General features: G+C 70.1%; 15 protein-coding genes and 1 pseudogene. 8 read left to right on the top strand and 8 right to left on the bottom strand.

Annotated elements, in window-relative coordinates:
- Positions 1-15: 15 nt before the first annotated feature.
- The 3 genes from ACFUTX_RS10430 to ACFUTX_RS10420 all read left to right on the top strand — a co-directional run bounded on the left by ACFUTX_RS10430 (position 16) and on the right by ACFUTX_RS10420 (position 1,551).
- A complete protein-coding gene (locus ACFUTX_RS10430) occupies positions 16-456 on the top strand; it encodes a hypothetical protein (RefSeq protein WP_378863811.1) in 441 nt (146 codons plus the stop codon).
- 97 nt (positions 457-553) lie between these two features.
- Positions 554-1,327, top strand: a complete 774-nt coding sequence (locus ACFUTX_RS10425) for a hypothetical protein (RefSeq protein WP_378863808.1) — start codon at positions 554-556, stop codon at positions 1,325-1,327.
- Between the two features lie 44 nt (positions 1,328-1,371).
- A complete protein-coding gene (locus ACFUTX_RS10420) occupies positions 1,372-1,551 on the top strand; it encodes a CsbD family protein (protein WP_378863805.1) in 180 nt (59 codons plus the stop codon).
- A 64-nt stretch (positions 1,552-1,615) separates the two neighbouring features.
- Here the strand turns inward: ACFUTX_RS10420 and ACFUTX_RS10415 are convergent, their stop codons facing one another.
- Complete coding sequence (locus ACFUTX_RS10415; RefSeq protein WP_378863802.1) at positions 1,616-2,254, bottom strand: B3/4 domain-containing protein; 639 nt, start codon at positions 2,252-2,254, stop codon at positions 1,616-1,618.
- 87 nt (positions 2,255-2,341) lie between these two features.
- Between ACFUTX_RS10415 and ACFUTX_RS10410 the strand changes: the two are divergent.
- Positions 2,342-2,470, top strand: a pseudogene (locus ACFUTX_RS10410) (AraC family transcriptional regulator); the annotation flags it as partial.
- A gap of 147 nt (positions 2,471-2,617) precedes the next feature.
- Here the strand turns inward: ACFUTX_RS10410 and ACFUTX_RS10405 are convergent.
- Both ACFUTX_RS10405 and ACFUTX_RS10400 read right to left on the bottom strand, forming a co-directional pair.
- Positions 2,618-3,856 (bottom strand): epoxide hydrolase family protein, encoded by a 1,239-nt coding sequence (locus ACFUTX_RS10405; RefSeq protein WP_378863799.1) that lies wholly within the window; start codon positions 3,854-3,856, stop codon positions 2,618-2,620.
- On the bottom strand, positions 3,853-4,290 hold the full coding sequence (locus ACFUTX_RS10400) for a nuclear transport factor 2 family protein (RefSeq protein WP_378863796.1): 438 nt from the start codon (positions 4,288-4,290) through the stop codon (positions 3,853-3,855). The genes ACFUTX_RS10405 and ACFUTX_RS10400 overlap by 4 nt, the downstream gene beginning before the upstream one ends.
- 41 nt (positions 4,291-4,331) lie before the next feature.
- Between ACFUTX_RS10400 and ACFUTX_RS10395 the strand changes: the two genes are divergently transcribed.
- Both ACFUTX_RS10395 and ACFUTX_RS10390 read left to right on the top strand, forming a co-directional pair.
- Positions 4,332-4,844 (top strand): MarR family winged helix-turn-helix transcriptional regulator, encoded by a 513-nt coding sequence (locus ACFUTX_RS10395; RefSeq protein ID WP_378863793.1) that lies wholly within the window; start codon positions 4,332-4,334, stop codon positions 4,842-4,844.
- A gap of 51 nt (positions 4,845-4,895) precedes the next feature.
- Positions 4,896-5,246 (top strand): hypothetical protein, encoded by a 351-nt coding sequence (locus ACFUTX_RS10390; RefSeq protein ID WP_378863790.1) that lies wholly within the window; start codon positions 4,896-4,898, stop codon positions 5,244-5,246.
- A gap of 34 nt (positions 5,247-5,280) precedes the next feature.
- Here ACFUTX_RS10390 and dnaB read toward each other — a convergent pair whose 3' ends face one another.
- A complete protein-coding gene (dnaB, locus tag ACFUTX_RS10385; RefSeq protein WP_378863787.1) occupies positions 5,281-6,657 on the bottom strand; it encodes a replicative DNA helicase in 1,377 nt (458 codons plus the stop codon).
- 448 nt (positions 6,658-7,105) lie between these two features.
- Here dnaB and ACFUTX_RS10380 point away from each other — a divergent pair, with 448 nt between their 5' ends.
- Together ACFUTX_RS10380 and ACFUTX_RS10375 are read left to right on the top strand one after the other, a co-directional pair.
- On the top strand, positions 7,106-8,050 hold the full coding sequence (locus ACFUTX_RS10380) for a hypothetical protein (RefSeq protein ID WP_378863784.1): 945 nt from the start codon (positions 7,106-7,108) through the stop codon (positions 8,048-8,050).
- Positions 8,051-8,138: 88 nt separating this feature from the next.
- The gene (locus ACFUTX_RS10375; RefSeq protein WP_378863781.1) at positions 8,139-10,001 is read left to right on the top strand and encodes a chaplin family protein; all 1,863 of its coding nucleotides are present in this window, start codon (positions 8,139-8,141) and stop codon (positions 9,999-10,001) included.
- Positions 10,002-10,446: 445 nt separating this feature from the next.
- On the opposite strand, the gene rplI is transcribed toward ACFUTX_RS10375, so the two are convergent.
- Genes rplI through rpsF form a run of 4 tightly spaced genes read right to left on the bottom strand, consistent with a single transcriptional unit; the run spans position 10,447 to position 12,117 of the window.
- The gene (gene rplI, locus ACFUTX_RS10370; protein ID WP_378863778.1) at positions 10,447-10,899 is read right to left on the bottom strand and encodes a 50S ribosomal protein L9; all 453 of its coding nucleotides are present in this window, start codon (positions 10,897-10,899) and stop codon (positions 10,447-10,449) included.
- Between the two features lie 11 nt (positions 10,900-10,910).
- On the bottom strand, positions 10,911-11,165 hold the full coding sequence (rpsR, locus tag ACFUTX_RS10365) for a 30S ribosomal protein S18 (protein WP_005054609.1): 255 nt from the start codon (positions 11,163-11,165) through the stop codon (positions 10,911-10,913).
- A 56-nt stretch (positions 11,166-11,221) separates the two neighbouring features.
- The gene (locus ACFUTX_RS10360) at positions 11,222-11,728 is read right to left on the bottom strand and encodes a single-stranded DNA-binding protein (RefSeq protein ID WP_378863775.1); all 507 of its coding nucleotides are present in this window, start codon (positions 11,726-11,728) and stop codon (positions 11,222-11,224) included.
- Positions 11,729-11,733: 5 nt separating this feature from the next.
- Positions 11,734-12,117 carry a 30S ribosomal protein S6 gene (rpsF, locus tag ACFUTX_RS10355; RefSeq protein ID WP_378863772.1) on the bottom strand — a complete coding sequence of 128 codons (384 nt, stop codon included), beginning with the start codon at positions 12,115-12,117 and terminating at the stop codon, positions 11,734-11,736.
- Positions 12,118-12,309 lie beyond the last annotated feature (192 nt).

The raw sequence follows: 12,309 nt of genomic DNA, 5'->3' as shown, positions 1-12,309 counted from the left end.
GGAAGGAAACCGATCATGGCCGAGACGAAGACATCCGACGGGCTGTCCGCCGAGGAGCGCGCCGCCGTCAAGGAGCGCGCGAAAGAGCTGCGCGCGCAGGAGAAGGCGGGCAAGAGCCGCGAGGCCGGGCTGAAGTCGGTGCTCGACGCGATCGCGAAGCTCGAGCCCGAAGACCGGGAGCTCGCCGAGGGCCTGCACCGCGTGGTGAGCGCCGAGGCGCCGAGTCTCGTACCGAAGACGTACTACGGCATGCCGGGGTACGCCAACGACGAGGGCAAGATCGTCGTGTTCATCCAGCCGGCGAAGAAGTTCAAGACGCGCTATGCGACCATCGGCTTCGAAGACCGCGCGAACCTCGACGACGGCGACCTGTGGCCCGTGGGATTCGCGGTGCGCGCCTGGACCCCGGACGTCGAGCAGAAGGTCACTCACCTGGTGCGCAGAGCCGTCGGCTGAGACCCCGCCACAGGTGAGCGGGGCCAGAGAGTACGCCTCGCTCACCTGCTCCGCAACCGGGCTGCGGGACCGGATGCCTCGTCCTACCGTGCCTTGCATGAGCAACGATCTGCCCCGCCGCACCGATCCGTCCGTGCGCGACGAGACGGTCGCCGACGCGAACCGCGCCGACGCCCAGCGTGCCGATGCGTACCGCGATGACGTCAACCGGGACGTCAGCTACACCGACGCGAACCGGCGCGCGGACGACGTCGACACTCACCGCGATGACACCGTCGTGATGGCACCCGTCTCGGACGGGTCGTTGCGCGACGAGGTCCGGCGGCGCGAAGAGGAGCGCTTCAGCGGCTTCCACTTCGGTTCGGCCTTCTTCGGCTGGCTCACCGCCATGGGCGCGGCGCTGCTGCTGACCGCGCTGGTCGCCGCGATCGGCGGGGCGCTCGGTCTCGCCGCCCCGGAAGCCGTCGAAGACGCGGCCCAGGCCGCGCAGGACAACCTCGGCGGCGCGACGATCATCGGCGCCATCGCCATCGGGCTCGTCCTCTTCATCTCGTACTTCGCCGGCGGCTACGTGGCCGGCCGGATGGCGCGCTTCAGCGGCGTCAAGCAGGGCATCGCCGTGTGGCTGTGGGCGATCATCATCGCCGTGGTCGTGGCGATCGTGACCGCGATCGCCGGCTCGCAGTGGGACATTCTCGCGACGCTCGACGGATTCCCCCGGATCCCCGTGACTCCCGAGACCGCCACACTGACCGGCATCCTGACCGCCCTCGGCGCGGCGATCATCACGCTCGTGGGCGCGATCCTCGGCGGCGCGGCCGGCATGCGCTACCACCGCAAGGTGGACCGCGTCGGCCTCGGCGCCGTCTGAGCCGCCGCGACAACAGACCTGTCCATCGAGTGAAGGGAGAACCCATGGGAGTGGGAGACGACATCAAGCACAACGTGGAAGACATCAAGGGCAAGGCCAAGGAAGCCGTCGGTGACGCCACCGGAAACGAGCGTCTCGAGGCCGAAGGCCACGCCGACCAGGCCAGCGCCGACCTGAAGAAGGCCGGACAGGACGTGAAGGACGCCTTCACCGACGACCGCTGACCGCGAGAGTGCAGCGCCCCCGATCCGAAGGGTCGGGGGCGCTGTCGTGCGCGATGGGGACGGGCTACCAGTACTGTCCGAGGGCTCCGGCCAACTCCGTTCGCAGCGCTTGGACGTCCGCCGGTGCGGTGTCGTGGAGGGCTTCGCTCACGATGAGAACGCGGCGGGTGTCGGGGCGGATCGCCGAAAGGGCGCTCTGTCGGTTCGTCCATCGACGGGCGTGGGCGTTCCCGGCGTCGTCGCGAAAGATCACTTCGCCGGGCTCGGGCGTCTCGGTGGTTCCACCGAAAGTCCGGTAGGTCTCGGTGCCGACCGCGTAAGTGACGGTCAGATCACCGACCACCTGGTCGAGGTCGAATACCGCGATAGGAATCGCGTAGGCGGCGGATACGGCGTTGCAGAGGTCAACGAGAGGGTGGATCGCGGGTATCTCGCCTTCCCTTCTGAGGCGGCGCAGCAGAGCCTCCGACGCGCAACGGTACTGGGTGGGTTTCAAGCCCATCTGACTGAATGCGCGTCGCCAGGCGGCTATCTCGGGAAGCTCGCTCTCCGGCCGCTCCGCGAGACGCTCCGCGGCGCGTTCGAGGAAGGGGGCGCTGGTGCGTTCGACATCTGCGGTATCGGTCACGCCGTCTAGCGTGAGCGTGGCGACGGCCAGGTGGGGAAACGCGGCGAGCAGTGCAGAGTCGTGGGTGAACTGCATCTTTCGCACAGTACCGTGCTCGCGCGATGCAGACGTAGGGGACGGATCAGTCGACCGATCGGATCGGGCCACGATTGTCGGGTGGCGGCCACCGAGTGGTTCCCCTCGAACCCGTGGCGAGTCCGACCCGGACCCGCCATCGTGGCCGTCCTCGACCGCTCGCCCGAATTCCGCACGGCAACATGCGAACTCTGGCTTCCCGTCGAACGCGACTGACGTCGACCGGGGTGGGGGATCTCGCGTCCTTCACCCCGGAGGATCGACTCCGAGGAAACGCGGTTGTGGTCCGACTTCGCTGCCGCTTCGTCCATCCGAACCACACACGGTCACGCGCGTGTCAGGAGCACCGACGAACGGAACGGGTCAGCGGAACGGGCGGAAGAAGTCCCGCAGCTCGGCCGCGTACACGTCGGGCACTTCGCGCGGGGCGAAGTGGCCGCCTCGCTCCGGGGTGCGCACGCTCGTGACGGCGGCGATCCGGTCGAGCCACGTTCGCGGCGGGCTGAGGAGATCGGCGGGGAAGAGCGAGAACCCGGACGGCACCTCCACCCGGCGGGCGTGCTCGGCGGCCGGGATGCGCGCATTCGCGCGATACATGCGCATCGATGGCCCGATGCTGTTGGTGAGCCATGTCGTGGTCAGCAGCGTCAGCACGGCGTCGAGCGGGATGCCCCCGAACCGGCCCTGGCGGGAGTCGCTCCACGCCTCGAGCTTCTCGACGACCCAGGCCGCCATCCCCGCCGGAGAGTCCGACAGCGCGGCGGCGATCGTCGCAGGCTTCGTGCGGTGCAGAGCCGCATACGCGCCTTCGGTCGCCCCCCACGCGGCGGCGGTCCCGAGCCATTCGCGCTCCTCGGGCGTAAGGGTGGCGGGGTCCCCCGTGAAGACCGGGATGCCGGCATCCATCCGATGCACGGCGAGGAGGTCGCGCGGGTGGTCCAGCGCCATGAACCGCGCCACCGAGCTGCCGATGTCACCGCCGGCGACGGCGTAGCGGCGGTAGCCGAGCGTGTGCATCAGGCCGGCGAAGAGGTGCGCGACGGCGACCGAGTCGAGCGCGTCGCCGGCGGGTGCCGGGGAGTGACCGAAACCGGGCATGTCGGGCACCACGACGTCGAACGCGTCCCGCGGGTCACCCCCATGCGAGCCGGGGTCGGCCAGCAGGTCGATGACCTCCTGGTAGCGCCACGCGGAGTCCGGCCACCCGTGGCAGAGCAGCAGCGGCACGGGCTCCGGCGCCCCGGGCTGCCGGCGGCCGCGGACGTGGATGAAGCGGACACGGGCCGTCGCGCCGGAGGCCGACTCCGAGGTCCGTGGGAGGGCGAGGTCGGCTTCGAACCACGGGTGCGAGTGCGCGTCGGGCTGCCTCGCCGCGTCGACGTGGGCGAGCCACGCGTCCACGACGTGCGCGAGGTATCCGGGATCAGTCCCTTCGGTCCAGGATGCCTCGTCCGCAAACGCCGGCGGACGCCATCGGCGCAGTCGCGCCCGCAGATCGTCGAGCTGCTGCGCGCTCGTCGTCGGTGTCCACGGAGTGACGCGCTCCGCGCGATCGAGCGGCGGGAGGTCGCCGGTTCCCTGCCCGGATGCCGCGTCGCTCATGCTGCGGGCGCCTTCGCGAAGGGCTCGTAGCAGTCGAAGGTCTCGTGGGCGGTGATCACGCCGTCGCGCACGGTGAGGAGCGCGGCCACATGCGCGACGAGCTCCTGGCCCTCGCGGAACGGCCCCGCATCGATCCCGACGACGCCACGCCAGGTCGCACGGACGGCGGCGCGGTGACCCTGGGAGATCACGTCGTGCACGTCGAACTCCTGCTGGCGGAGGAGCGCCTTGCCCCGCCGGAAGCCTTCGAGCGTCTCAGCCAGGTCGCGCCGGGCACCGGCGGGGATCAGCGCGTTCGGGTGCTCCGTCACGGTGACGTCGGGCGCGAGCACCTGCCTGAGGTCGTCTTCGGTGGAGGTCAGGTCGGAGACGACGCGGTAGTACCGGCGGACCACGTCTTCGGTGGGTGGGGTCGAGTGCGCGTGATCGGTCATGTCGCCATGATTGCACAACCTTGGTTGTGTAGTCTAGGAGCATGGATGTTTCGTCAGGTGAGCCGGCGACCGGCCCCACGGCCCCACGGGTCGCCGCCGACCTCGACACCGCGACCCTCTTGTCTCTCGCCGGGGCGAGCGCGGATGCCGCGGTTCTGTCCGCGATGCGCGACCGCGGGTTCGACGTCACGCGCGCGCACGGTTACGTCTTCCAGCGGCTCCTCGCGGGGGACCAGACCGTGACCGCTTTGGCGGCTGACCTGGGCATGACGCAGCAGGGTGCCTCGAAGCACGTCGCCGACCTGGAGCGTTTGGGTCTCGTGGCGCGTCGGGTGTCGCCCGACGACGGGCGGGCGCGGCTCGTCGGGCTGACGGAAGACGGGCGTGCGGCGATCCGCGTCGCCCGCGAGGCTCGGCAGTCTTTCGAAGAGCGGCTCCGCGCCAGCGTGGGCGAAGAGCAGCTTGCGGTGCTGCGGCGGGCGCTCGGCGTGCTGCTCGACGACGCCGGGATCTCGGCGCGGATCCCGGATCGCAGCATCCCCCTTCCCGAGTGAAGCGGGCCGAGGCTCCGCGGGACCGGCGGCCCCGAGCGCTAGCGTGAGCGGATGCGTGTCGAGGTGGAGGTGGGCGACTGGGAGCATGAGTGCTGCGGCGACGAGATCGAGCGTTACCGGCGGGTCCGGTGGACGTGCGGGACGCACGAAGGGCGCCTCTTCGAGACGCATCACGATCTGGAAGGCATCTCCGTCGAGGAGGTCGTCGGCACCGTCGTCCACATCGAGGCGGTGCTCCAGGACGGCACCCGCGTCGCGATCGATCGCATTCCGAGCGGGGACGCGATGCGGGGGTGTGATCCCCACGACGACGGGCTGATCCTCGAGCAGTACACGGGCGAGCCGGTGGACGCGGCATCCCACGACCTCATCTTCATCGTGACCGTCGACACACGCCGCTGACGCGCAAAGCGCTCCCGCGACTCACGACGCGGCTTTACTGGAAGTCGCCGCCCGGGGCCATGTCGGTGAAGCGCGAGAAGTGCCCCTGGAAGGCGACCGTGATCGTGTCGGTCGGGCCGTTCCGGTGCTTCGCGACGATGAGGTCGGCCTCGCCGGCGCGGGGGCTGTCTTTCTCATAGGCGGCCTCGCGGTGCAGGAGCACGACCATGTCGGCGTCCTGCTCGATCGAGCCCGACTCGCGCAGGTCGGAGAGCGCCGGCTTCTTGTCGGCGCGCTGCTCGGGACCACGGTTCAGCTGCGACAGGGCGATGACGGGAACCCCGAGCTCTTTCGCGAGCAGCTTGAGCGCACGCGAGAACTCCGAGACCTCCTGCTGACGCGACTCGACCCGCTTGCCGGATGTCATGAGCTGGAGGTAGTCGATGACCACCATCTTCAGCCCCACGCGCTGCTTGAGCCGCCGGCACTTGGCGCGGATCTCGACCAGCGTCATGTTGGGGCTGTCGTCGATGTAGAGCGGCGCGTCGTTGATGCGTCCGCGCGTGGCGGCGATCGTCGTCCAGTCGCGCGAGTCGAGCGTGCCCTTGCGCATCGCCTGCAGCGGGATGGATCCCTCGGCGCTCATCAGGCGCATCGCGATCTCGCTGCGCCCCATCTCGAGCGAGAAGAAGATCGTCGGCATGTCGTTCTTGATCGCCGCGGCGCGGGCGAAGTCGAGCGCGAGCGTCGACTTACCCATCGCGGGACGCGCCGCGATGATGATCATCTGACCCGGGTGCAGACCGTTGGTGAGCTGATCGAGACCCGAGAACCCGGTCGGGATGCCGGTCATCTGACCGTCGCGGCCGCGGGCGGCCTCGATCTCTTCGACGGCCGCGTCGACCGCGATCGTCAGGGGCACGTAGTCCTCGGCGGCCTCGGCTCCCGTCACCGAATAGATCTCGGCCTGGGCGTTGTTGACGAGGTCGAGCGCCTCACCCTGCCCCGAGTACCCCATCTGCACGATGCGCGTGCCCGCGTCGACCAGCCTTCGCAGCAACGCCCGCTCGGAGACGATCGAGGCGTAGTAGCCGGCGTTGGCGGCCGTCGGGACGATCGAGGTGAGGGTGTGCAGGTAGTCCGCGCCGCCGGCGCGCTGAAGCTCCCCGGTCTTGATGAGTTCGTCGGTGACCGCGACCACGTCGGTCGGCTCGCCGTGCGAGTAGAGGGTGAGGATCGCCTCGAAGATCAGCTCGTGCTTCGGGATGTAGAAGTCCACGCCGCGGAGCGTCTCGATCACGTCGGCGACAGCATCCTTCGACAGGAGCATGCCGCCGAGCGCGCTCTGCTCGGCGAGAAGGTCGTGCGGGGGCGTCCGCTCGAACTCGCGGGGCGGGCCCATCCGGTCTTCGGAGATGTCGGCGATCGACATAAAATCCAGATTCCTCCACGTCGTCCGGCGGCGTCTCGGCGGCGCGCCGACGACCGGGTCAACGGTAGGCACGGCCTCTGACACTCGCAACACGGCCTGTGGATAACCCTGTGGAACAGTTGCGAGAAACGCCGTCAGACCTGTGAGCAGTTCCTGTGGAAAAGTCCGGGGATGAAACGAAATCCGCTTCCGAATCTACTGCTTTACCAGTCTTTTCCGGTTCCACAGCCTGTGGAGGGGGATGTGGTTGAAGTGTGGCTTGAAGGTTGCTCTCGGACGCCCATCCTGTGGACGGTCGGCGGCTCAGGCGGAGCCCGCGGTCCAATTCGCGAAGACTCCCGAAGTGGCCGTTTACAGACCGGGCGGAGAGCGCTAGCCTTGCAGATCCAGGCACCCTCAGCATGATCCGCTCGGTTCGTGCGACGTTCGTTCGTCATGGGAGGTGAACGTGGAGATCGCAGCCTCGCAGCTTTCGAGGATCTGGCGGCTGGCCCTTGTCGGGGCCGCGACCGCGTTCGCCTGGATCGTCCTGACCCTGCTCCTCGGCCTCGGCTCGGGGACCGCGCAGGCAGCTGACGGCGATGACGATCAGGGCGTCCTGGGTGCCATCACTTCCGTCGTCGACGACACTGCGTCGACCGTCACCGACACCGTCGCGACCGCGACCACAGGCGTCACGCAGGTCGTGACGACCGTGGTGGCCGTCGCGCCGGCTCCGGTGCAGCAGCCCATTCAGGAGGCCGTGTCGGCTGTCCAGCCGGTCACCCCGCCGACGAGTGGAGGAGGCGCGCCGTCCGGCGTCGTCAGCCCTGTCGTGGCCCCCGTGGTCGAGACGGTGACCCGGATTCCCGTCGTCGGCGACGTGGTCTCGGCTGTCGGCCTCGACACCGCCGCCACCGAGGTGGTTTCGACCGTCGACGAGACGGTCCGCGACCTGGCCGGAGCGATCGCCGACACAGCCGACACCGTGACCGTTCCGCCCGCTCCGCCCGCTCCCGAAGCGCCCGTGCTGCCCGCGATTTCCGGCGCCTCGGCGTCACAGTCAGCGGCGTCGACCCAGCCGGCGGACATCGGCTCGACAGACCTCCGCGACGCGGCACGTGAGGCCGCGGCATCCGATGTTCCGGCACTTGTGGCCGCTTCCGCTTCCGGCGCGATCGGCCCGGTGGCGCACGCCGCGCCCGGCGGAACGCCGGCTCCTCTTTCTCCGGCGGGAGGACTCTGCCCGCCGACCGCTTCTTCTTCGGGACCCGGCGGTGCGGGTTCCGGCGCTTGGGCGCTCGTCGCCCTCGGTCCACTCGCTGCTCTCCGTGCCTGGGGGCGTCGTGCCGGACCCGAGGACGACCGCGTGCCGGCAGCGCCCGCACGCTCCACCGACGTCTCCCCCGACTGACTCGATCGCCGCTGCGTCTTCGACGCGGCACACCATCGGCGCGCCGTCGCGCGCTGACCACGATCCAGTCGACTTAGGGGAAAACACCATGCGTACATTTGTCACGCGCGCCCTCCTGGGCACGCTCATGGCCGGCGGCATCACGCTGCTCGGCGCGACGGTCGCGAACGCGGCCGAGACGACGGGGGAAGACGGGCTGCTCTCGGGCACCCAGGCCCTCGTCGACGTCACCGTCCCGGTGACCGTCAGCGGAACGTCGCTCTCGGTCGTCGGCGACTCCAGCAGCTCGCAGGCGTCCACGGCCGCTCCGGCCCCCGCACCCGCGCCCGCTGCCTCCACGACCGACGGCAGCGACGGCACGGCTTCGGGCACCCAGGCCCTCGTGTCGGTGTCGGCGCCGGTCACCGTCTCCGGAAACTCGGTGTCCGTCGCGGGAGACTCGACGACGACGGATGCCTCCACCGCGGCTCCTGCGCCGTCCGGCGGCGGTTCCGACCCCGCCACGACCTCCGGCTCCGACGGGCTGCTGTCGGGCACCCAGGGGATCGTGTCGGTGGACGTCCCGATCGACGTCACGGGCAACGCGATCTCGGTGCTCGGCGACAGTGAGAGCGAGGGTGCGACCGTCGCGCCGTCCTCGAGCACCGCCGGCAGCGGATCGGACGCGGAGGCGCAGACCGACGGCACGGACTCCGTCGCGGGCGGCACGCAGGTCGTCGCGCCGGTGTCCGCACCGGTCACGGTCAGCGGAAACGCGATCTCGGTGCTCGGCGACAGCAGCACAGAGGACGCCTCAAGCGGCACCGCCACGGGAACCGGTGGAGGCGCCGGCTCGTCGGCGAGCGGCTCGACGAGCGGCTCGGACGGGCTCCTGAGCGGCACCCAGGTGCTCGCCCCGATCGGCGCACCCGTCACGGTCGGCGGCAACGCCATCTCGGTCATCGGCGACAGCCAGTCCGACGGCTCCACCACCGGCACCACCGGCACCGGGACCGTCACCACCGGCGGCGACACCGACGGCGAGACCGACGGCACGGAGTCCGTCGCGGGCGGCACCCAGGTGCTCGCGCCGATCGGCGCACCCGTCACGGCCGGCGGCAACGCCATCTCGGTCATCGGCGACAGCCAGTCCGACGGCTCCACCACCGGCACCGGGACCACCACCGCCGGCGGCGATACCGACGGCGAGACCGACGGCACGGACTCCGTCGCGGGCGGCACCCAGGTGCTCGCCCCGATCGGCGCACCCGTCACGGCCGGCGGCAACGCCATCTCGGTCATCGGCGACAGCCGGTCCGACGGCTCCACCACCGGCACCGGGACCACCACCGGCGGCGACACCGACGGCACGGACTCCGTCGCGGGCGGCACCCAGGTGCTCGCGCCGATCGGCGCACCCGTCACGGCCGGCGGCAACGCCATCTCGGTCATCGGCGACAGCCGGTCCGACGGCTCCACCACCGGCACCACCGGCGCCGGGACCACCACACCGGGCAACACCGGCGGCGACACCGACGGCACGGACTCCGTCGCCGGCGGCACCCAGGTGCTCGCCCCCATCGGCGCACCCGTCACGGTCGGCGGCAACGCCATCTCGGTCATCGGCGACAGCTCGACGCAGTCGCCCGCGGCCCCGACCGAGCCGGAGAACCCCACGAATCCCGCGGCCCCCACCGAGCCGGAGAACCCCACGGATCCCGGTACCCCCACGGACCCGACCGACCCCACGGGCCCGATCTCCCCTGCGGGCCCGTCCACCCCGGCCGATCCGACCGATCCCAACGGTCTGATCTCGTCGGGAGGCGCTGACGTCATCGGCTCCCCGGCTGCTGTCAGCGCCGCACCCCTCGCTGCGACGGGAGGGACGAGCGCGTTCCCCGCGCTGCTGATGAGCCTCATGCTCATCACGGCGGGGCTGTTCGCGGTCGTGTCGCGGCGACGCTCGGCGTGAGCCTCGACCGAGGCGTCCCCAGTGCGCCTCGGGTCTGAGCGACGCGAGCGAGGCGGGAGGGCCGTTCCCCAGACAGCCCTCCCGCCCCTCCCCCGAACGCCGTCGGGAAATCAGGAAACACGCCGCCGATCCCGGCCCGGCAACGGATCGCGGCGGCGAGTCTCCTGATTTCTCGACGCTCGAACGGCCCCCAGCCCCGATAGCCGCGTCCCGGCGGTGAAACCGCGGGGAAGAAATGGGGTACACAGCGGCTACGAGGCCGGGAAAGGGCCGGTTGCTCCCCGCGCTTTCACCGAAAGCGCCTCTCCCCAGAAAAGACGGATGCCGCGGACCCGAAGGTCCGCGGCATCCGTTCTGATTTCGCGGGTCTCGATACACCGCCTCCGGCGGCACTCGACCGGCAAGGCAGCCTCCGGCGGCACTCGACCGGCGGGGCGCGCTCCGCCTACTTCGCGGGGACCACCTGCAGGGTGATCACGGCGGTCAGATCGTCGCGAAGACGGACCGTCGCCTCGTGCTCGCCCACCGACTTGATCGGCGAGGTGATGTGGATCTTGCGCTTGTCGAGCTCGCCCAGACCGGCGGCCTTGACGGCGTCGGCGACGGCCTCGGTCTTCACCGAGCCGAACAGGCGGCCCTCGGCGCCGGCCTTGACGGCCAGACGCACCTTGTTCGCCTCGAGGGCGTCCTTGAGGGCCACGGCCTCTTCGTGGTCGTGGATCGCGCGAGCGTCGCGGGCGGCGCGGATCGACGCCACCTGCTTCTCGCCACCACGGGTCCACGCCACCGCGAAGCCCTGGGGGATGAGGTAGTTGCGGGCGTACCCGTTCTTGACCTCGACCACGTCACCGGCGCTACCGAGCCCGGCGACCTCATTCGTGAGAATCAGCTTTGCCATTGCGGTGCTCCTTAGCGGCCAGCGCCGGCGTACGGCAGGAGCGCCATCTCGCGCGCGTTCTTGATCGCCTTGGCGATCAGACGCTGCTCCTGCACCGAGACACCGGTGATACGACGGGCACGGATCTTGCCGCGCTCCGAGATGAACTTGCGAAGGGTGGCGACGTCCTTGTAGTCGATGACGCCGACACGGATCGCCTTCGCGGGGGCGGCGTTCTTCGCGCCCTTCCGCGGCTTCCGGCGGTCGCCGGTTGCCTTTCCAGCCATGGGTGTTTCCTTACTGAGAGATGAGATTCAACGGATGCCTCGGCATCCGGATGTTCTTAGAACGGGGTGTCGTCGCCGTAGGCGCCGGGAGCGGCCCAGGCGTCGCCACCGGTGCTGCCACCGGCGTTGGACGACCCGGGGGTCGACCACGGCTCGTCGGCGACCTGCGCCTGACCGCCACGGGACTGACCGCCGCCGCCGGCCGCACGCGTGACCTGGGCGGTCGCGTAGCGGAGCGAGGGGCCGATCTCGTCGATCTCGAGCTCGATGGCGGTGCGCTTCTCGCCCTCGCGCGTCTCATAGGAGCGCTGCTTCAGGCGACCGGTCGCGATGACGCGGGAGCCCTTGGTCAGCGAGCCCGCGACGTGCTCGGCGAACTCACGCCACACGCTCGCGCGGAGGAACAGCGCTTCGCCGTCCTTCCACTCGTTGGCCTGGCGGTCGAAGTTGCGCGGCGTCGACGCGATCGTGAAGTTCGCGACGGGGAGACCGTTCTGCGTGTAGCGCAGCTCGGGATCAGCCGTGAGGTTGCCCACGACGGTGATGATCGTCTCGCCGGCCATCGTCGTTACGCGTCCTGCTTGGCGGGCTTGGCGGGACGGGCTGCCTTGCGGGCGGCCTTCTCGTCGGCGCGGGCCTTCTCGGACGCGATCATCGCGATCGCCTCTTCGGCGCGGAGCACCTTGGTGCGCATGACCAGCTCGCTGAGGTTCAGCTGGCGGTCGAGCTCCTGGGTGGCTGCGCTGGTCGCGGTGAAGTTGACGACGGCGTAGACGCCCTCGGTCTTCTTCTGGATCTCGTAGGCGAGACGGCGGCGACCCCAGATGTCGACGTTGTCGATCGAGCCACCATCAGCGGTGATGACCTTCAGGAACTTGTCGAGGTTCGGGGCGACCTGGCGCTCATCGATCTCAGGGTTCAGGATGACCATGAGTTCGTACTGGTGCGTCACTAACCCACCTCCTTCGGACTTGAACGGCTGCCGGGCATTTCCCGACAGCAGGAGGGTGTGTTGCACGTCATCCGACTGATCGCGCGCAGGGGCGCGTGCGGACAACCCTCCCATGGTACCGGATGCCTGGTCACCCGCCGAATCCCCGCCCTTCCCGTTCTCCCCGCCGCCCCACCCGCCCGCACCGACCCA

The organism is Microbacterium sp. NPDC057407, assembly GCF_042803895.1.
Lineage (GTDB): Bacteria > Actinomycetota > Actinomycetes > Actinomycetales > Microbacteriaceae > Microbacterium.
Note: the sequence above shows the minus strand (reverse complement) of the source record. Positions and strands in the feature narration are given on the sequence as shown.